Annotated in this window: 15 protein-coding genes and 1 riboswitch; of the genes, 5 read left to right on the plus strand and 10 right to left on the minus strand. The window is 74.9% G+C overall.

Features of this window, described 5'->3' with window-relative positions; genetic code table 11:
• Positions 1-42 precede the first annotated feature (42 nt).
• Positions 43-3687 (plus strand): fibronectin type III domain-containing protein, encoded by a 3645-nt coding sequence (locus ABIH81_RS00390; RefSeq protein ID WP_349878414.1) that lies wholly within the window; start codon positions 43-45, stop codon positions 3685-3687.
• Positions 3688-4133: 446 nt separating this feature from the next.
• On the opposite strand, the gene ABIH81_RS00395 is transcribed toward ABIH81_RS00390, so the two are convergent.
• The 7 genes from ABIH81_RS00395 to ABIH81_RS00425 form a co-directional block, all read right to left on the minus strand.
• Positions 4134-4895, minus strand: a complete 762-nt coding sequence (locus tag ABIH81_RS00395; protein ID WP_120571087.1) for a hypothetical protein — start codon at positions 4893-4895, stop codon at positions 4134-4136.
• A gap of 16 nt (positions 4896-4911) precedes the next feature.
• A complete protein-coding gene (locus tag ABIH81_RS00400; RefSeq protein ID WP_349878415.1) occupies positions 4912-5763 on the minus strand; it encodes a PspA/IM30 family protein in 852 nt (283 codons plus the stop codon).
• A gap of 127 nt (positions 5764-5890) precedes the next feature.
• On the minus strand, positions 5891-6331 hold the full coding sequence (locus tag ABIH81_RS00405; protein WP_091419790.1) for a helix-turn-helix transcriptional regulator: 441 nt from the start codon (positions 6329-6331) through the stop codon (positions 5891-5893).
• Between the two features lie 209 nt (positions 6332-6540).
• Positions 6541-7086, minus strand: coding sequence for a CinA family protein (locus ABIH81_RS00410; RefSeq protein WP_349878416.1), 546 nt, complete (start codon positions 7084-7086; stop codon positions 6541-6543).
• A gap of 92 nt (positions 7087-7178) precedes the next feature.
• Complete coding sequence (pgsA, locus tag ABIH81_RS00415) at positions 7179-7760, minus strand: CDP-diacylglycerol--glycerol-3-phosphate 3-phosphatidyltransferase (RefSeq protein ID WP_349878417.1); 582 nt, start codon at positions 7758-7760, stop codon at positions 7179-7181.
• A gap of 47 nt (positions 7761-7807) precedes the next feature.
• Complete coding sequence (gene rimO / locus ABIH81_RS00420; RefSeq protein ID WP_349878418.1) at positions 7808-9310, minus strand: 30S ribosomal protein S12 methylthiotransferase RimO; 1503 nt, start codon at positions 9308-9310, stop codon at positions 7808-7810.
• A gap of 49 nt (positions 9311-9359) precedes the next feature.
• Positions 9360-10283, minus strand: a complete 924-nt coding sequence (locus ABIH81_RS00425) for an ornithine cyclodeaminase family protein (RefSeq protein WP_349878419.1) — start codon at positions 10281-10283, stop codon at positions 9360-9362.
• Positions 10284-10379: 96 nt separating this feature from the next.
• Positions 10380-10445, plus strand: a riboswitch (guanidine-III (ykkC-III) riboswitch).
• 59 nt (positions 10446-10504) lie between these two features.
• On the opposite strand from ABIH81_RS00425, the gene ABIH81_RS00430 reads away from it, so the two are divergent.
• Positions 10505-10819: a multidrug efflux SMR transporter gene (locus ABIH81_RS00430; RefSeq protein ID WP_013284696.1), complete on the plus strand. Its 315-nt coding sequence runs from the start codon at positions 10505-10507 to the stop codon at positions 10817-10819.
• An 84-nt stretch (positions 10820-10903) separates the two neighbouring features.
• Complete coding sequence (locus ABIH81_RS00435) at positions 10904-11146, plus strand: hypothetical protein (RefSeq protein WP_349878421.1); 243 nt, start codon at positions 10904-10906, stop codon at positions 11144-11146.
• Positions 11147-11209: 63 nt separating this feature from the next.
• Here the strand turns inward: ABIH81_RS00435 and ABIH81_RS00440 are convergent, their stop codons facing one another.
• Positions 11210-13666, minus strand: coding sequence for a DNA translocase FtsK 4TM domain-containing protein (locus ABIH81_RS00440; RefSeq protein WP_349878422.1), 2457 nt, complete (start codon positions 13664-13666; stop codon positions 11210-11212).
• A gap of 113 nt (positions 13667-13779) precedes the next feature.
• Here ABIH81_RS00440 and ABIH81_RS00445 point away from each other — a divergent pair, with 113 nt between their 5' ends.
• Both ABIH81_RS00445 and ABIH81_RS00450 read left to right on the plus strand, forming a co-directional pair.
• The gene (locus ABIH81_RS00445; RefSeq protein ID WP_194799809.1) at positions 13780-14259 is read left to right on the plus strand and encodes a YbjN domain-containing protein; all 480 of its coding nucleotides are present in this window, start codon (positions 13780-13782) and stop codon (positions 14257-14259) included.
• The gene (locus ABIH81_RS00450; RefSeq protein WP_349878424.1) at positions 14256-15923 is read left to right on the plus strand and encodes a YbjN domain-containing protein; all 1668 of its coding nucleotides are present in this window, start codon (positions 14256-14258) and stop codon (positions 15921-15923) included. Before ABIH81_RS00445 ends, ABIH81_RS00450 begins: the two co-directional genes overlap by 4 nt.
• A gap of 110 nt (positions 15924-16033) precedes the next feature.
• Here the strand turns inward: ABIH81_RS00450 and ABIH81_RS00455 are convergent, their stop codons facing one another.
• Both ABIH81_RS00455 and ABIH81_RS00460 read right to left on the minus strand, forming a co-directional pair.
• The gene (locus ABIH81_RS00455) at positions 16034-17584 is read right to left on the minus strand and encodes a S1 family peptidase (protein WP_349878425.1); all 1551 of its coding nucleotides are present in this window, start codon (positions 17582-17584) and stop codon (positions 16034-16036) included.
• A 174-nt stretch (positions 17585-17758) separates the two neighbouring features.
• Positions 17759-19447, minus strand: coding sequence for a ribonuclease J (locus ABIH81_RS00460; protein ID WP_349878427.1), 1689 nt, complete (start codon positions 19445-19447; stop codon positions 17759-17761).
• Positions 19448-19457: the final 10 nt, after the last annotated feature.

Below are 19457 nucleotides of genomic sequence, written 5' to 3' on the forward strand. Positions count from 1 at the left end.
CGCCGGGGTGTCGGCCGGCGCGCCCCGACCCCGGGGAGAGCCATGGTGCTGTTCCGCCGCAGCCGGCCCGGACGCCCGGACCGCGCCGCCGTCGTCACCGAGGAGACCGTGCCGACCGCGCCGGCCGGTCCCGTCGCGCCCGCCGTTCCGGCCGCTCGCGGCGGCGACGAGGAACCGGGAGGCGGCCCGGCGCCGGCGAGCCTGGACCCCGCCGCCGTCCCGCGCCTGTTCGGCCCGGTGCCGAACACCGCCGCCAGCCCGCTGCCCACACTCGACCCGGACGGCCGCCCGGTCCCCGGCACCGGCCTCCGCAAGTTCGTCGACCCGCTGCCGCTGCCCGGGCAGCCGGCCACCGCCGGGCTCGGCGCCCGCCTGCCCGTCGCCGTCCCCGACACCATCACCTGGCCGGGCTGCGACTACTACGAGATCGGCCTCCAGGAGTACGCGCAGCGCCTGCACCGCGACCTGCCGGCCACCCGGCTGCGCGGCTACCGCCAGCTCAACCTGGGCACCGACGCCTCCGGGCACAACACGGTCAGCCCACCCGGCCGCCCCTGGCACCTCGGCCCGATGATCGTGGCCCGGCGGGGCCGCCCGGTGCGGATCAAGTTCATCAACCAGCTCCCCACCGGACGGGCCGGCGAGCTGTTCCTGCCGGTCGACGAGACAGTCGACGGCGCCGGCGCCGGGCCGCTCGACGGTCCCGCGCCGTACCCGCAGAACCGGGCCGTGCCGCACCTGTCCGGCGCGCAGACCGGGTGGATCAGCGCCGGCAACCCGTGGCAGTGGGTGACCCCGGCCGGTGAGATCACGCCGTACCCGGTGGGTGTGGGTCTCACGCCGGTGCCGGACATGCCGCCGCCCGGCGCGGGCGCCACCACGCTGTACTTCCCGAACGACCAGAGCGGGCGGCTGATGTGGCTGCACGACAACACGCTCGGCCTGTCCCGGCTCACCGTCTACTCCGGGCAGATCGCGCTCTACCTGCTCACCGACCCGGCCGAGGAGCAGCTCGTCGACGACGGCGTGCTGCCCGCCGACCAGTTCCCCCTGGTGATCGAGGACAAGACGTTCGTACCCGACGACGCGCAGCTCGCCGCCCAGGACCCCACCTGGGACCGGGACCGCTGGGGCGCCAAGGGCAGCCTGTGGCACCCGCACGTCTACCAGCCGCGGCAGAACCCGTACCGGCTCACCGGCACCAACCCGACCGGACGCTGGGACTACGGGCCGTGGACCCACGACCCGGACGGCGGCGCCAGCCCGTGGGTCGCCCCGGTGCCGAACCCGCACCACGACCCCGACACCGACCCCGACGAGCCGCCGCTGGTACCGGGCGTGCCGCACCCGTCGGCGGTCCCCGACGCGTATGGCGACACCCCGCTGGTCAACGGCGTGGCCTACCCGTACCTGGAGGTGGCGCCGCGCGCGTACCGGTTCCGGATCCTCAACGCCTGCGCGGACCGGGCGCTCAACCTCCAGCTCTACCGGGCCGCCTCCGACGCGCCGATGTGGGCGGCCGACGGCAGCCCGGCCGACCCGGACGCCGGTGAGGTGCCCATGGTCGAGGCGGTACGCGCGCCGGGGCGGCCCGCGTACTGGCCGGCGGACGGACGAGACGGCGGGGTGCCCGACCCGGCCGCCGCCGGACCCGAGATGATCCAGATCGGCAACGAGGGCGGCCTGCTCCCCGCCCCGGTGGTGCTGACCAACCGGCCGGTGGACTACCGGTACGACAGGCAGGACCCGACGGTGCTCAACGTGGACGGGCACGCGCTGCTGCTCGCCCCCGGCGAACGGGCCGACGTGGTGGTGGACTTCTCCGCAGTGCCGCCGGGCAGCACGCTCATCCTCTACAACGACTGCCCCGCGCCGCTGCCCCGGTTCGACCCGCGCCACGACCACCACACCGGCGCGCCGGACCGCACCGCCGCCGGGGGCCTGCCGCCGACCCGCCCCGGGTACGGCCCGAACACCCGTACCCTGCTCCAGATCCGGGTCACCGGCACCCCGGCGGAGCCGTACGACACGCGGCGGCTCGCCGAGCGGCTGCCCGGGGCGTACGCCCGCAGCCAGCCACCGCCGATCGTGCCGCAACCCGCGTACGACGCCGCGATCGGCACCTCCACCCCGCGCCCGGCGCTCGTTCCCGCGCGGGCCACCTCGGTCACGTTCACCCCGGCGGGCGCGACCGCCCCGGTCACGTTGCCGCTGGCGGTGAAATCAGTCGGGCAGGTGTTCGAGGCCCGGCACGGCCGCGCGGTGGGACGGCTCGGCGTCGGCCACCCGGTCGCCGGGCCGCTCGCCCCGGCCACCCTGCCGCTGGGACCGGCCGACCCGGCCACCGAGGTGCTGCACGCCACCGACCCGGCCGTGGCGGTCGGGGCGCCCGGCGACGGCACGCAGCTCTGGCGGATCGTCGGCGACGCCCCGCGCACCCATCCGGTCCACATCGAGGGCTGCGACGTGCAGCTGGTCAACCGGGTCGGCTGGGACGGGACGGTCCGCCCGCCGGACCCGGGCGAGCTGGGCTGGAAGGACACCGTCCGGGTCAACCCCCGGGAGGACGTCGTGGTGGCGCTGCGTCCCGTCCCGCCCGCCCTGCCGTTCAAGATCGGCGACAGCGTACGGCTGCTCGACCCGGCCCGCCCGGCCGGCGCACGGCTGGACGCCGGCCCGGTCAGCCCGGTCGACGGCCGCCCCGCGGTCGTGGTCAACCAGCTGGTCAACCTGGGCTGGGAGTACCGCTGGCAGACCCGCTCGGCCGGACTGCGCGACCAGGGCATGAGCCGCCCGCTGGTCCTGCGCGTGGCGCCCAAGGCGCCGACCGGGCTCACCGCCACCCCGGCGCCCGGCAGCGCCACCGCGCTACCCGCCATCGCGCTGACCTGGACCGGCAACGGCAGCCGGCCCGTACCCACCAGCCACCGGCTCCAGCGCGCCACCGACAGCACCTTCACCACCGGACTGACCGAGATCACGGTGGCCGCCACCGCCACCCGCTACACCGACGCCACGGTCACCCCCGGCGTCACCTACCACTACCGGATCCGGGCCGAGAACGCCGTGGGCTGCTCGTCCTGGTCCAACGCCGTACCGGCGGCGGTGCACCTGGCCGCGCCGACCCGGCTGACCGCGGTACTGCCACCGACCGCGCCGCTGCGGGTGGCGCTGCGCTGGGCCAACCACTCCTTCGCCACCGGAGTGGACGTGCAGCGGGCCACCAACCCCACGTTCACCAGCGGTCCGGGCACCACGGCCATCGCCGTGGGCGAGGCCCACGTGGACCCGGCCGTCGCGCCGGACACCACGTACTACTACCGGGTACGCACGACGTACCTGGGCGCCGCCTCGCCCTGGTCGACGGTGGCCACCGTGACCACCCCGGCCCGCCCGGTCGCGCCCACCGGGGTGAGCGTCACCGCGAGCGTGTCCGGGCCGGACACCGCCACCGTGACGGTGAGCTGGTCGGCGCCGACGCCGGCCGGACCGGGCGCCGGGTTCATCGTGCAGCGCGCCACCGACGCCGCCTTCACCCGTGAACCGGCGACGTTCCACGTAACCGGCCGCAGCTTCACCAACACGGGCCTGGCCCGCGGCGCCACTTACTACTACCGGGTACGCGCCACAAACGTCGTTGGCACCTCCCCCTGGGCCCCTCCCGCCCGAACAACCACCCCCACCTGACCCCCCGCGCCCCCTGTTCCCGCCCCCTCCCCGCCCCGTCCCCGCCCAGCCCCGTTGATCAAGGAGTTTGTGTCCGCATCGGACTCGCCCTAGGACACAAACTCCTTGATCACCGCGGAGAGCGGAGCGGGCGGAGCGGGCGGAGCGGGCGGAGCGGGCGGAGCGGGAGCGAGGCCAGGGGCGGCGCGCGAGGGGCAGGGCGCCGGGCAGAGCGCCGGTGCGCCGTGCCGGAATCCGGTGATCATGAGGTTGGCGGCAGGAATGGAGATCAAAGTTGCCGTCAACCTCATGATCGCGCTTGTCGGGCGCCCGGCCCAGGGCGCCCAGGGCGGTGATCAAGGGGTTTGTGTCGGGATCCGGCCGTGGGGAGGACACAAACTCCTTGATCAACGGGGAGAGCCCGGGGGGAGCCGGGGGAGAGCCGGGGAGACGAGGCAGCGGGACCGTCAGGGGGCGCGGAGCGGGGTGCGGAGTTCGGCCAGGGCGGAGGCCACCCCGTGCAGCAGGTCGGTGGCCTCGGTCAGCCGCGCGGCGGCCGGGTGCTCGGTGTTCGGGCGTGCGTCCTCGGCCACGTAACCGGCGGCGGCCACCACCAGCCGCTCGTACGCGGCCACCCCGTCCTCCAACTGGGTCACCAGCGTGGCGTGCACCTCGTTCAGCGGGCTCTGCGGGGTCAGCTTCGCCGCGCGTTCCACGCCAGCCACCCGGGTCGCCAGCTCACGCAGGGACCGGTCGGCCTCGGCCGCCTCCCGGACCGCCGGCTCGGCCAGCCCGGTCAGCCGCCCGGCCAGCCCGGCCAGGGTGAGCGCGGCCCGGTCCAGCCGGGCCCACGGCTCGGCGGCGGCGGTGCCGCGCAGCGCGAGGCGGGAGCGGACCCGGCGTACCTCGGCCACGACGCCCGGCCCGACGGGCAGCCGCTCGACGGCGGCGACCAGCCGGGCGCGGGAGCGGGCGGCGGCCTCCGCCGGGTCCAGGGCGGGCGGGGGCGGGACGGCGGCCAGCGCGCGGTGGTCGACCCAGCGCCAGGCGGCCACCGCGATCGCGCTGCCCGCGGCGCCGGCCCAGGCCGCGTCCGCCAGGCCCAGTCCGGCGTACGGGGTCAGCACCGCCGCGGCGCCGCCGAGCCCTCCGGCGAGCACGCTCCACCGTCGCGCCGAGTTGCGCAGTCTGCGCAGCCTGCGGAAGTGCCGGGCCCGTTCGTCCGCCATCGTGTCCGCCCCTCCGTCAGCCGGTCGTGGTCTCCCCGGTGCCGCGTTCCCGGCTCATGCTGGCCCGGATCTCGTCGAGCCGGGCGGCGGCGGCCGGGTCGGCCGGTTGCCCCGCGGCGGGGGTCTCGGACCGGCTGCCGAGCTGCTCGCCGGCCATGCTCGACCGGATCTGCTCCAGTCTCGCCGATCCGGCCGAGTCGAGCGTGGCCTTCTGGATCTCCAGCATCCGGCCCTCGACCGAGTTGCCGGCCAGTTCGGCCCGGCCCATGGCGGTGGCGTAGCGGCGTTCGATCCGGTCGCGTACCTCGTCCAGCGAGGGGGTGTTGGCGGGCGCGGTGAGCGACGACATCGACTCCAGCGAGCGGGCCACGCTCTCCTGCATCTTGGCCTGCTCCAGCTGGCTGAGCAGCTTGGTGCGCTCGGCCAGCTTCTGCTGGAGGATCATCGAGTTGTTCTCGACCGCCTTGCGGGCCTGTGCCGCCGCGCCGAGCGCCTGGTCGTGCAGCGTCTTGAGGTCTTCCAGCGCCTGCTCGGCGGAGACCAGCTGGGTGGCGAGCATCTGGGCCGTCTGCTCGTAGCGTCCGGCCTCGGTCTCGTCGCCCCTGCCCCGGGCCTGGTCGGCCACTGCGAGCGCCTGCCGCGCGTTGCCCTGGAGCTGCTCGACCTCGGTCATCTGCCGGGACAGCTTCATCTCCAGCTGGCGCTGGTTGCCGATCACCGCGGCCGCCTGCTGGACCAGCGCCTGGTGCTGGCGCTGCGCCTCCTCGACGGCCTGCTGGATCTGCACCTTCGGATCGGCGTGCTCGTCGATCTTCGCGCCGAAGAGCGCCATCAGGTACTTCCAACCCTTGACGAACGGGTTCGCCATCTCCGCCTCGTCCCCTCAGTAGCGTCGCGCCTACATCGTCCCAGCCGGACGCCACTCCGGCACCCGTACGCTCCTGATCAACAGTACGACGCGAACGCCAGCACCGCCCACGACGCGGTGGCCGGGGTCAGGCGGCGCAGACCACGTCCCGCTCGGCGGGGCGTACGCGGGTGCTGCGCAGCGTGGCCTTGAGCGGCGAGTCCTGCCGGACCTGGACGGCGACCCCGCCGTCGGAGGTGACCTGCCGGACACCCCTGTTCGTCGCCTTGCGCACGGCGGCCGGCGCCACCGAGGCCGGCTCGTCGGCCACCGGCACCAGCACGCCGGGCATCTGCTCGGCCAGGGCGACCGTGTCGCTCACCTCGCGCAGCAGCTCGGACAGGCGGGCGCCGAGCGCGTCGCAGATCGCGGCCAGCAACTCGCTGGAGGGTTCCTTCTGGCCGCGTTCGATCTCGGAGAGGTAGCCGAGGCTGACGTTGGCGGCGGAGGAGACCTCGCGGAGGGTGCGGTGCTGCCCTTGCCTGCGTGCCCGCAGCGCGTCACCGATCACCCGGCGTAGCAGGACCATCGCACCTCCCCCTGAACGGGACCACCATCCCCGGCCGTCCGCGTCGCGCCGGACGCGGCGGACCGCCCCGGCGCCGACGGCGACCGCCGGAGCCTTCCCGCAACCGTACCCGTTGGTCGCCACGACGACATCCCACCCCGCCTCCCCAATCCGGGCGGATCGGCCGGTCCGGCGGTCCCGCCGCCGGGCGTGCCGGGCGTGACGCCGGTTCACCGGCGGCCGGCCCCCGCCGCCTCGGCGGGGTCGGCGTCCTGGGGGAGCTGGATGCGGTCGGCGAGCAGGCGCAGTGCCTCGATCACCGCGGCCGAGCGGATGTGGTCGCGACCGCCGTCGAGTTCGAGCCGGCGCACCTGCGTGCCGTCCGGCCCGGCGACCGCGACGTAGACCAGGCCGACCGGCTTGCCGTCCTGCGGTTCCGGCCCGGCCACACCGGTGGTGGCCAGGCCCCAGTCGGCGCCGCACCGCTGGCGCCCGCCCTCGGCCAGCGCGGCCGCCACGTCCGGGTCGACCGGGCCGCGGTCGGCCAGCAGGTTCTCCGGTACGCCGGCGAGCGTCGCCTTGAGTTCGGTGGCGTAGACCACCATGCCGCCCCGGTAGATCGAGCTGACCCCGGCGATCTCCACGATCGCGGCGGCGAGCAGGCCGCCGGTCAGCGACTCGACGGTGGCCAGCGTCTCGCCGCACTCGTGCAGCCGGTGCACCACGGCGGCTGCCGGGCTGCCGGCGGGCCGGTGGTCTCTCGCGTCGGTGTCCATGCCCGCCCCCTTCTCCCGCGCCCCGCCTGCTTACTCGTCCGCCGCACGGATCGACGGATCGGCCATCCGGATCGACGGTCCCGCCGACCGGCTCAACGGACCGGGCGGCGCAGCCGCAACGCCTGGGCGATGTAGTCGAACCCGGTGACCACGGTGACCACCACGGCCGCCCCCATGATCCACGGCCCGATCACGGCGAGCACCTCCGGCATCGGCCAGAGGTACCAGGTGATGGCCAGGATCTGCAGCGCGGTCTTGACCTTGCCGCCCCGGCTGGCGGCGATCACCCCGTGCCGGATCACCCAGAAGCGCAGCCCGGTGATGCCCAGCTCGCGGACCAGGATCAACACCGTCACCCACCAGGGCAGCCGGTCGTAGAAGGAGAGCAGCACCAGGGCGGCGCCGGTGAGCGCCTTGTCGGCGATCGGGTCGGCGACCTTGCCGAGCGAGGTGACCAGTTCGTACCGGCGGGCGATCCAGCCGTCGACCAGATCGGTCGCGGAGGCCACCACGAAGATCACGCAGGCGGCCATCCGCCAGCCCGCGTGGCTCATGCCGGAGGCGATCACGGTGGCCACGAAGACCGGCACCAGCACCAGGCGCGCGCCGGTGAGCAGGTTCGCCGCGTTGAGCAGCGGTACGGGGGCAGCCGCCGTCGACTCCGCTCCCGTCATGTCCCGCATCGCCCCACGTGGCTTCCCCGCTCCGTCCGGGCCCGCCGTCACCGTACCGCGCCGGGCGCCGCCGAGATCATCTCATCCGGTACGGCGACCAGGTCCACGCCCTCGGTCGCGGTGACCGTGGCCCGGACCAGGTCACCGGGGCGCAACGCGGCCAGGTCGACGCCTCCGCCGACGGGCGCGACGAGCGTGGTCGAGCCGTCGACCTCGGGCGCCTGGTGGGCGGCCCGCCCCTCCACCACGCCGTCGGCGGTCGAGTCCACGAGCACCTCCACCGTCGCGCCGAGGCGCTCCTCGGCGCGCTGCGAGCAGAGTTCGTCGGCCAGCGCGCTGAGCTTGTCGTACCGCCGCTTGATCGTGGCGGCGGAGACCTTGCCGGTCAGGCCGGCGGCCTCGGTGCCGTCCTCGTCGCTGTAGTCGAACATGCCGATCGCGTCCAGCCGCGCCTCGGTGAGGAACCGGACCAGCTCGGCCACGTCCTGCTTCGTCTCGCCGGGGAAGCCGACGATGAAGTTGCTGCGCGCGCCCGCGTCCGGCGCCAGCGCGCGGGCGGAGGCGAGCAGTTCCAGGAACCGGTCGGTGGAGCCGAAGCGCCGCATCCGGCGCAGCACCGGCTCGCTGGAGTGCTGGAACGACAGGTCGAAGTACGCGGCCACGCCCGGCGTGGTGGCGATCACCTCGACCAGGCCGGGCCGGGTCTCGGCGGGCTGGAGGTAGCTGGCGCGTACCCGCACGATCCCGTCGATCGCGGCGAGCTGCGGCAGCAGCTTCTCCAGCGCGCGGGGGTCGCCCAGGTCCTTGCCGTACGAGGTGGAGTTCTCACTGACCAGCACCAGCTCCCGTACGCCGGTCTTGGCCAGCCACTCGGCCTCGGCGAGCAGCTCGTCCGGGGTACGCGAGACGAACGCGCCGCGGAACGCCGGGATGGCGCAGAACGCGCACCGCCGGTCGCAGCCGCTGGCGAGCTTCAGCGAGGCCACCGGGCCGGTGTCGAGCCGGTGCCGCAGCACCTGCCGCAGGTGGGCCGGGGTGTGCGCGTCGGTCTCCGGGACGACCCGGGCCGGGGTGCCGTGCCCGGGCAGCGACACCGCCGCGTCGCGGCGCTTCACCGGGGTCAGCGGCAGCAGCTCCCGCCGGTCGCGGGGGGTGTGCGCGCCGATCGGCTCACCGGCCAGCACCGAGTCGAGCCGGGCGGCGATGTCCGGGTAGTCGTCGAAGCTCAGCACCGCCTGCGCCTCGGGGAGACTGTCGGCCAGCTCACGGCCGTACCGCTCGGCCATGCACCCGGCGGCGACGACCTTCGCGCCGGTGTCGGCGGCGGCCAGCAGCGTCTGGATCGAGTCCTGCTTGGCCTTCTCGACGAAACCGCAGGTGTTCACCACCACCACGTCGGCGCCCTCGCCGTCCGTGGTCACCTGCCAGCCGTCGGCGTGCAGCCGGGCGGCCAGCTCCTCCGAGTCGACCTCGTTGCGGGCACAGCCGAGGGTCAGCAGGGCGACGCGGCGCCCGTCGGATCGCGGGGTGGAGGAGGAGGCAGACACCATCCGAGGGTACCGGGCCGGTTCCGGACCGCCGCGCACCCGTCCGGCCGGTTCAGCGGGCGGACACGGCCACCCGGGCCAGCCGGTCGAGGAGGAACACCTCCGTGCCGGCCAGGCCGGTGGAGCAGAAGACCGAGATCTGGTCCGCGGTGGTCCGGCCGGGAACCGCGCCGGCCAGCACCGCGCCCAGGTCGCGCAACCGCCCGGCGTACGGCTCGACGGCGGCGAGCATCGGCGGGACGTACGCGGTGGCCTGCCCGGGTGAGTCGGTGACCAGCAGGTCGGCGGCGTCGAGCAGGTCGGTGCCGAACTCGTGCCGGTCGGCCTGCTTGAAGCCGACCGTGTTGACGTGGGTGCCGGGTGCCAGGTCGGCGGCGTCGAGCACCGGGACGGTGCTGGTGGTGGCGAGCACCACGACGTCCCGGTCGCGTACCGCGGCGGCGGCCGAGCCGACGGCGCGGGCCGGGACGCCCAGCTCGGCGCGGACCCGTGCGGCGAACGCCTCCCGCCGGGCCGCCGAGCGGCTGAACACGGTCACCTCGCGCAGCGGCCGCACCGCCGCCGCGGCCCAGACCTGGGTCCACGCCTGCCGGCCGGACCCCACCACGCCGAGGGTGGCGGCGTCCGCGCGGGCCAGGGCGTCCACCGCCACGCCACCGAGTCCTCCGGTACGCCGGGAGCCGAGTTCCTCGCCGACGGCGATGGCGCGTACCGCGCCGGTGCTCGCGTCGTGCAGCACGACGAGCTGGCTGCTCTCCGGGTGGCCGAACGTGTCGTACGAGCGGAAGCCGTACCACTGCCCGGTGAGGTGACCGGCGGTGAGCACCATCCGGCCCCCGCCCAGCGGCGCGGACGCCCGGGGCGGGGCGATGAGCCGCCCGGCGTACGCGGCCAGCAGCGCGTCCCGCATGGCCGCGACGGTGAGCGGGGCGTCCACGGCGGCCGCGACGTCGTCGTCGGAGAAGAGCAGGGTCATGGCATCCATCCTGCAACTTGAAGTTGACGTCAACTCCACTGATGGTGGCCTTTCTCACCACGCCGCCGGTCCGGCCCGCCCGGTGCTACCGTCGGCCACGACGGCCCGCGGGCCGTCCCGGACGAGTGGTGGGCGTACCCGGTCAGGCCAAGACGCCCCGCGTGACCCGACCGTCGCCCGGCCCGCTCCCGCGCCGGGCCCGCCCGTCAGAGGTGATATCCATGGCCTGGATCGTGCTGGTGATCTCCGGACTCCTGGAGACCGCGTGGGCGATCGCGCTGGACCGCAGCGCCGGCTTCACCCGTCCGCTCCCCTCCGCCGTCTTCGCCGTCACGCTCGTCGGCAGCATGGCCGGCCTGGCGTACGCGCTGCGCGACATCCCGGTCGGCACCGGCTACGCGGTGTGGGTCGGCATCGGCGCGGTCGGTACCGCGCTGGTCGGGATGCTCGCGCTCGGCGAACCGGTCAACCTGCCGCGGGTGGCCTGCCTGCTGCTGGTGGTGGCCGGCGTGATCGGGCTGAAGCTCTTCGCCTGATCGCACGCATCCGGTTTGGACGATGTGCCGCCCGGGGTACCCGGTCTTCCGTTGACCGACAGAGCGATCATCACGGAGGACCCCATGGCCGACATCCACGCCAGCGCCCGTCCGCGCAGCAACGCCGCCCGGATCTGCACGATCGTCGCGTTCGTCTTCGCGGCCCTCGCGATCTTCCTGTCCCCGCTGATCTTCGGCGTCCTCGGCCTGATCCTCGGCATCGTCGGCGCCGTCCTCGGTGACAAGCCGCTGGGCTGGTACGCCGCCGCCGCGAGCGTGGTCGGCGCGGTGATCGGCGCCGTGCTCGTCGCCGCACTGCTCAACTGACCCGCAACGGCCGACGGCGGCTCCCACCTGATGGTGGGGGCCGCCGTCGTCCGTCGTGGGTCGTCAGTCCTCGCCGCCGCGCAGGCCGGCCAGGACCTCCTCCAGCTCGTCCGGCTTGACCAGCACGTCGCGGGCCTTGGAGCCCTCGGACGGGCCGACCACGCCCCGGGTCTCCATCAGGTCCATCAGCCGGCCCGCCTTGGCGAAGCCGACCCGCAGCTTGCGCTGGAGCATCGAGGTCGACCCGAACTGCGAGGTGACCACCAGCTCGACCGCCTGCACGAGCAGGTCCAGGTCGTCGCCGATGTCCTCGTCGATCTTCTTCTTGCTGTCCTGCGCCGGGGCGAGCACGTCCGGGCGGAACTCCGGCTCGCGCTGGTCCTTGCAGAACTTGACCACGTCGGAGATCTCGCGCTCGGTGACCCAGGCGCCCTGGATGCGCTGCGGCTTCGACGCGCCCATCGGCAGGAACAGGCCGTCGCCGCGGCCGAGCAGCTTCTCCGCGCCCGGCTGGTCCAGGATGACCCGGGAGTCGGCGAGCGAGGAGGTGGCGAACGCCAGCCGGGACGGCACGTTCGCCTTGATCAGGCCGGTGACCACGTCGACCGAGGGCCGCTGGGTCGCCAGCACCAGGTGGATGCCGGCGGCCCGGGCGAGCTGGGTGATCCGGACGATGGAGTCCTCCACGTCGCGCGGCGCGACCATCATCAGGTCGGCCAGCTCGTCCACGATCACCAGCAGGTACGGGTACGGCCGCATCTCCCGCTCGCTGCCCGGCGGTGCCTTGATCTCGCCGTTGCGCACCTTGCGGTTGAAGTCGTCGATGTGCCGGACCCCGTTGGCGGCGAGGTCGTCGTAGCGCATGTCCATCTCGCGGACGACCCACTCCAGCGAGTCGGCCGCCTTCTTCGGGTTGGTCACGATCGGCGTGACCAGGTGCGGGATGCCCTCGTAGCCGGTCATCTCGACGCGCTTCGGGTCGATCAGCAGCAGCCGCACCTCGTCCGGCGTGGCTCTGGTCAAAATGGATACAAGTAGACTATTCAGGCAACTCGACTTGCCCGCGCCGGTGGCACCCGCGATCAAGATGTGCGGCATCTTCGCCAGGTTGGCCACCACGTAGCCGCCCTCGATGTCCTTGCCGAGCGCCACCACCATCGGGTGGTGGTCGCTCGTCGCCTCGCGGGAGCGCAGCACGTCGCCGAGCGACACGTTCTCCGGGTCGGTGTTCGGGATCTCCACACCGACCGCGCTCTTGCCCGGGATCGGGCTGAGGATGCGGACGTCCGGCGACTTCACCGCGTACGCGATGTTGCGGGAGAGCTGGGTGATCCGCTCGACCTTGACGCCCGGGCCCAGCTCCACCTCGTACCGGGTGACTGTCGGGCCGCGGGTGAAGCCGGTGACGGCGGCGTCCACGTCGAACTGCTCGAAGACGCCGGTCAGCGCGGCGATCACCTCGTCGTTGGCCTTGCTCCGGCTCTTCGGCTTGGCGCCGCTGCCGAGCAGGTTCGCCGGCGGCAGCGTGTAGTCGCCGGCCAGCCCGGTGAGCGCGAGCTGCTCGGCGCGGGTGGGCAGCGGCGAGTGCTCCGGCGGCTCGACCGGCTTGCGGTTCGCCGGCACCTTCGGCTGCTTGCGCGGCAGCACCAGGGTTTCCTGGAGGTCGACGCCGGCCAGCTCGTCGTCCGGGTCCAGCGGCTCCAGCGGCGGCGGCATCCGCTTCGCCGGCCGCTTGCGGGCGGGCTTCACCGGCGCCTCGTCCTCGGCGAGCTCGTCATCGACGTCCGGCCCGGCCGGGCCGGCGCGCAGGCCGAGCCGCTCCGGGATCTTGTTGATCGGCGTCGCGGTGACCACCAGCAGGCCGAACACCAGCAGCAGGAGCAGCAGCGGCATGGCCACCCAGGCGGTCACCGCCGACCTCAGCAGGTCGCCCACGCCCGCGCCGATCAGGCCGCCGGCGAAGTCACGCTGGACCTCGTCGACCGGGTTCTGCCCGATGTGCAGCATCGCGGCGGTGGCCAGCATCATCGAGCCCCAGCCGACCAGGCCGCGACCGCGGTGCTCGGGGTCGGCCGGGCTCCGCATCAGCCGCCACGCGCCGACCATGAACAGCACCGGCAGGATTATCGAGATGGCGCCGATGAACAGGCGTACGGTGTCGGCCAGGTGCCGGCCCACCGGCCCGGCGCCCCCGCCCCAGATGCCCACCGCGCTGAGGATGGCCAGGCCGAACAGCAGCAGCCCGGCGCCGTCGCGGCGGTGCTCCGGATCCAGCTCCCGGGTGGACGCGGCCTGCCGCCCGGCCGCCCGGAACGCCCAGCCCACCGAGTGGGCGAGTCCCATCCAGACGGCGCCCACGGCCCGGCCGACGAACGCGGCCGGGCCCGGCCCGGGGGCCGGGCGCCGCCGCGCCGGTTTCCGCGCCGCCGTCTTCTTCGCCGGTTGACGGGCGCGGTTGTTCGTGGTGCCACGCGGCGACGCGCCGCGCCGCCGGCTCGCCTGAGAGGTACGGCCCGCCATAGAGTCACGGTAACGGCGGCACCCGGTGGATCGCCGCTTTTCCGGGTCGTGTCCGCGCGTCGCAGCACGGGTCGGACCGTCGTTTGTGTTATTCGCCTCAGAAGGGATGCCCGATGGCGTCGCCGGAGATCGAGGACGGTCCGGACGGTCCGCTGGCCGGACACCCGCAGGAACTGCGCCCGCTGACCGGCGAGCTGATCGCCGCCGTGCTCGGCCACCGGGGGTACGCGGTGGCCGAGGAACCCGACGGCGCGCTCGTGGGCCGCTGGGAGCGGAACCTGATCTGGTTCCACCGCCGGGGCGCGGCCGGTGAGCTGCTCCAGGTGCGCACCGTCGTCGCGCACCACTTCGGCATCGAGCGCGTGCCCGAGCTGCACGCCTTCTGCAACACGTGGAACCACGACCGGCTCTGGCCGAAGGCGTACGTGCACGTCGCCGACGACGGGTCGGCCCAGGTGTGCGGCGAGGTCACCACCGACCTGGAGCGCGGGGTGACGCCGCACCAGCTCGACCGGCTCGTCGACTGTGGCGTGACCACCGGGTGCCAGCTCGCCGCCGCCGTCGACGAGCTGGCCGGCGGGACGCTCCGGTGACCACGGCACGCGACCGGGGGCTGGCCGCCGCGCTCGCCGACGCCCGGGACCGGCCCGACGGCGCGGAGCGCTGCGCCGAGCTGGAGCGGATCGCATCCCGGGCGGACGCCACGGGCGACCCGCGTACCGCCCTGTCGGCGCGGCTCGCGCTGGTCGAGGCGTACCTGCACCGGGGCGAGCGGTGGCGTGCGGTGGAACCGGTCCGGCGGATGCGGGCCACGCTGGCCGGGCACCCCGGCCTGCTGGACGCCCGCCCCGACGAGCTGACCCGGTTGCGCCGGCATCAGCGGCAGGCGGTGGAGGCGTCGTTCGGCACGCCCCGGGTGGGCCTCGACCAGGCCCGATCCCTGTTGGACGCGCTCGCCGCGGAGCTGGGCGAGGACGCGGCACCGGTGGCGGAGCTGCGCTGCCGGCTCGCCGACCACCTCGGCGACGAGCCGGCCGCCCGGCGCGCGTACGAGCGCTGGTCGGCGGCGGACGCCACGGACCCGGTGGGCGGCTGTGCGGGGTGCGCCCCGGCGCGGCGGGCCGACCTGCTGGCCGGCTGGGGTGAGCCGGACGCGGCGCTGGCGGCGCTGGCGCCGGCGCTGGCGGCGCTGGCGCCGGCGCTGACCGGCTGGGCCGAGCCGCAGGCGCCACCGACCCGGCGGGGCGAACGGCAGGCGGCGGCGGCCGGGGCAACGGCCTGCACCGACCAGCCGGAACGGGCGCTCGCGGTGGGGCTGCTGCCGTGGCTGCGGACCGGCGCGGTGACCCGGGCGGCCCGGGCCCACGTGCGCGCGTACCGCCGGCACCGCGGCGAGCGGACCGCGTTCCCGCTGCTCGCCGCGCACCTGCGCTTCTGCGCGCTGGGCGGCTACCTGCACCGCGGGCTGGAGATCCTGACCGAGCAACTGCCCGAGCTGGACCGCCCGGCCGACGACCTGTCCGCGATGGAGTTCGCCGCGGCGGGCGCGCTGCTGTGCGGCCTGGCCACCGAGTCCGGGCTGGGCGGGCGGCGCATCCACCGCCCCGGGCACGGTCCCCGGCCCGCCGCCGAGGTGGACGTGGCGACGCTGGGTACGCAGTTGCAGGCGCTGGCGACAGCGCTCGCCGGCAGCTTCGACGCCCGCAACGGCACCGGGCACCAGTCCGGCCGGATCGCCTCCTGGCTGGCCGAGCGGCCGCTCGCCGCGCCGGTGTCGCTGGCTGCCGAGAGCGAGCTCGACGAGGAGCCGGAAGCCGATCCGGCCGAACCCGGGCCGCCCGGACCGGAGGAACCGGCACCGCTGGACGCGGCAATGCTCGCCGCCGCGCTCGACGCCCGGGGCGAGCCGTACACGGCTGAGCCGGACGGCACACTCGCCGGGCGGTGGGGCGAGGCCACGATCCAGTTCCGCCTGCTCGGCCGGCAGGGGGACGTGCTGCACGCCCGGGTGGTGGCGCAGCGGCGGCTGCCGGCCGGGCGGCGCGCCGAGGCGTACGCGTTCTGCAACGCCTGGAACCACGACCGGCTGCTGCCCGCCGCGTACGTGCACGAGCCCGGCGACGGGACGCTGGTGCTGGCCGCGGGCGTCTCCACCGACCTGTCCTGCGGGGTGGCCCCGGCGCAGCTCGCGGTGCTGGTGGCCGCCGCGGTCCGCACCGGTACGGCGTACGCCGAAGCGGTCGCCGCGCTGCCCTGAGCCCCCGCCGCGACCGACCGGCCGACCGACCGGCGAAGCGTGCCGCCGACGCGGCGCGGCCCCCGGCCACCGGGCGGTGGTGGTCGGGGGCCGCGGTCTGGGTGCGGCGGTCAGCGGGCGGAGAACGCCAGCGTGTACTCGCCGGAGCCGGACAACCCGGCGACGCGGTACCGGTAGGCGCCGGCCTGGGTCTCGGCGGTCAGCCGGGCCGTGCCGTCGGCGGAGGCCGCGCGGGCCACGGTGCGGAACGCGCCGCCGGTGAAGCGTTGCAGCTCCAGCACGACGCGGGCGCCGTCCGGCGCGGACAGACACGCCTCCTGGGTGCCGTCGGGCACCCGGAAGAAGCGCCCGTCCGGCTGGACCTGGGTCCGTCCGGCGGCGATCCGGCCGGTCCGGCTCACCTGACCGGAGCAGTCGGTGTCGCCGGCCGGCGGGGTGGGCTCGGCGGTCGCGGGCGGGGTGGTCTCGCCGCCGCCCGCCGGAGGCTGGGTGGGCGCGGGCCGGTCGCCGGCGGTCACCAGCGTCAGGTTGTTGCGCTCGAGGATCTCGTTGACCGGCTGGAAGAACGTGGTGCCGCCCCGGGTGCAGTCGCCGGAGCCGCCGGAGGTGACGCCCTGCGCCTGGTCGCCGGAGAGCCACGCGCCGCCGGAGTCACCCGGCTCGGCGCAGACGTTCGTGCGGGTCAGCCCGGTGACCGTCCCCTCGGGGTAGTTGACAGTGGCGTTCTTCGCCTGGATCAGGCCGCAGCGGGTGCCGGTGGTGGAGCCGGACCGGCAGATCGACGCGCCGACCGGCGCCTCGGTGGAGCCGTTCACCGCCACCGTGCCGCCGTCGTTGAAGTCGGTCACCACGCCCTGCGGCGTCCAGTCGGCGTTGACCCGCACGAACGCCCAGTCGTCACCGGGGAACGAGGAGGCGGCGAACGTGCCCTGGGCGACCCGGTTGGATCCGGTGGTGCGGTCCCCCGGCCGGCCGCAGTGCCCGGCGGTGACGAACCCGCCGACCACGGAGAAGCCGACCGAGCAGCGGCCCGCGTTGTTGATCAGGTAGGCGTCGCCGCCCCGCACGTCGAACAGCGGACGGGGAGCCTCGTCGGCGGTACGCACCCGGACCATGGTGGCCTTCGACCCCGCGGCGGCGGCGAACCGGCGTCCGTCTGCCTCCGCGCCCGGCCGGGCGATCACGACCACCGCGTTGTCGGCCACGTCGACGTACCAGCCGGCGACGTCCGGGCTGGCGTCGGCACCCGCCGCGTCCAGCCGGCTCTTCACCGCGTCCAGCTCGCCGACGCCCCGGGCGACCCGCTTCGGGACCGCGCCCGCGGCCCGTACCCGCGCCTCGCCGGCCGGGTCGGCCACCGCGACGGTGAGCGTGGCGCCGTCCTCGCTGAGCCAGCTGCCGCCGTAACCGGCGCCGAGTTCGCCGCGCAGCCGGGTGACGGTGCCGGCCGCCCACCGCTCGGTCCGCAGCCGCTTCACCGCCTGGTCGCGGGTCAGCGCGAGGTCGCGGCCCATCGCGTCCAGAACCTCCGGGGCGACGCCGTCGGCCGCCGGTGCGGCCCGCCGGGGTTCCTCACCGGCGAACGACGGTACGGTCACCGCCGCCGTCAACCCGGCCGCCGCCACCAGTACGCCGATGGCTGTCATCCGTCTGCGGTCCATCCGCCACGCTCCCTCCGACCGGCGCAGGGGCACGCCGGCCGTCTGGAGGTACGGAGACGGACGCCGATCGGATGAGTACGGTCACCACGTTTCGACGCGCCGTGTCGGGGCGTACCCGGAAAGCGACGGCGCCGGCCCACCGCGGAGGGTGGACCGGCGCGCGGCGCGGCCGGGTCAGACCTCGACGACGGTCGGGACGATCATGGGCCGACGGCGGTACGCGTCGTTGACCCAGCGGCCCACAGTGCGGCGGACGATCTGCTGGAGCTGGTGCGGGTCGGTGATGCCGTCCGCGGCGGCCCGGTTCAGCGCCTCGGTGACCAGCGGGACCACCGGGTTGAACGCCTCCGGATCCTCGGAGAAGCCCTTCGCCGAGACGGTCGGCCCGGCGACCACCTTGCCGGTGACCGAGTCGACCACGACAGTCGCGGCGATGAACCCGCCGTCGCCGAGGATCCGGCGCTCGGTGAGCAGCGACTCGCTGACGTCGCCGACGGCGAGACCGTCGACGTAGACGTACCGGCTCCTGACCCGCCCGACCAGGCTGGCGCGGCCCTCGACCAGGTCGACCACGTCGCCGTCCTCGCAGAGCACGACCCGGTCCGGCGCGACGCCGGACTCGATGCCGAGCCGGGCGTGCGCCCGCAGGTGCCGCCACTCGCCGTGCACCGGCATCAGGTTGCTCGGGCGTACGACGTTGAGCAGGTAGAGCAGCTCGCCGGCCGGCGCGTGTCCGGAGACGTGCACCTTCGCCACGTCCTTGTGCACCACCACGGCGCCCGCCCGGGCCAGCCGGTTGATCACCCGGTAGACCGAGGTCTCGTTGCCGGGCACCAGCGAGGACGCCAGCACCACCGTGTCGCCCGGCGCGATGGTGATGTGCCGGTGGTCGCCGCTGGCCATCCGGCCCAGCGCGCTCATCGGCTCGCCCTGCGACCCGGTGGACATCAGCACGATCTGCTCGGGCGGCAGGTTCGTGGCCTCCTCGATCCCGACCACCAGGCCGGACGGGATGTTGAGCAGGCCCAGGTCGCGGGCGATGCCCATGTTGCGGACCATGGACCGGCCGATCAGCGCCACCTTGCGGCCGTGCTCGGCGGCCGAGTCGAAGACCTGCTGCACCCGGTGCACGTGCGAGGCGAACGAGGCGACGATGATCCGCCCCTTGGCCTTCGCGAAGATCGAGTCGAGGACCGGGCCGATCTCCCGCTCCGGCGTGACGAACCCGGGGATCTCCGCGTTCGTCGAGTCGGACAGCAGCAGGTCGACGCCCTCGGCGCCGAGCCGGGCGAACCCGGCCAGGTCGGTGATCCGACCGTCCAGCGGAAGCTGGTCCATCTTGAAGTCGCCGGTGTGCAGCACCAGGCCGGCCGGGGTACGGATGGCCACCGCGAGCGCGTCCGGGATCGAGTGGTTCACCGCGAAGAACTCGCACTCGAACGGGCCCAGCCGTTCCCGGCCGCCCTCCCGCACGGTCAGCGTGTACGGCTGGATCCGCCGCTCGGCCAGCTTCGCCTCGACGAGCGCGAGCGTGAACTGGGAGCCGACGAGCGGAATGTCCGGCTTGTGTGCGAGCAGGTACGGCACCGCGCCGATGTGGTCCTCGTGGCCGTGCGTGAGCACGATCGCCTGCACGTCGGCCAGCCGGTCCAGGATCGGGGCGAAGTCGGGCAGGATCAGGTCCACGCCCGGCTGCTCGACGTCGGGGAAGAGCACCCCGCAGTCGACGATGAGCAGCTTGCCGTCGTACTCGAAGACGGTCATGTTCCGGCCGATGGCGCCGAGTCCGCCGAGCGGGATGATCCGCAGGCCGCCCTCGGGCAGCGGCGGGGGCAGTTCACCCTCGATGTGCGCCTCGGTCACGCGTCACCTC

Origin of the sequence: Micromonospora sp. HUAS YX12 (assembly GCF_040215685.1) — a bacterium.
Taxonomy (GTDB): domain Bacteria; phylum Actinomycetota; class Actinomycetes; order Mycobacteriales; family Micromonosporaceae; genus Micromonospora; species Micromonospora tulbaghiae.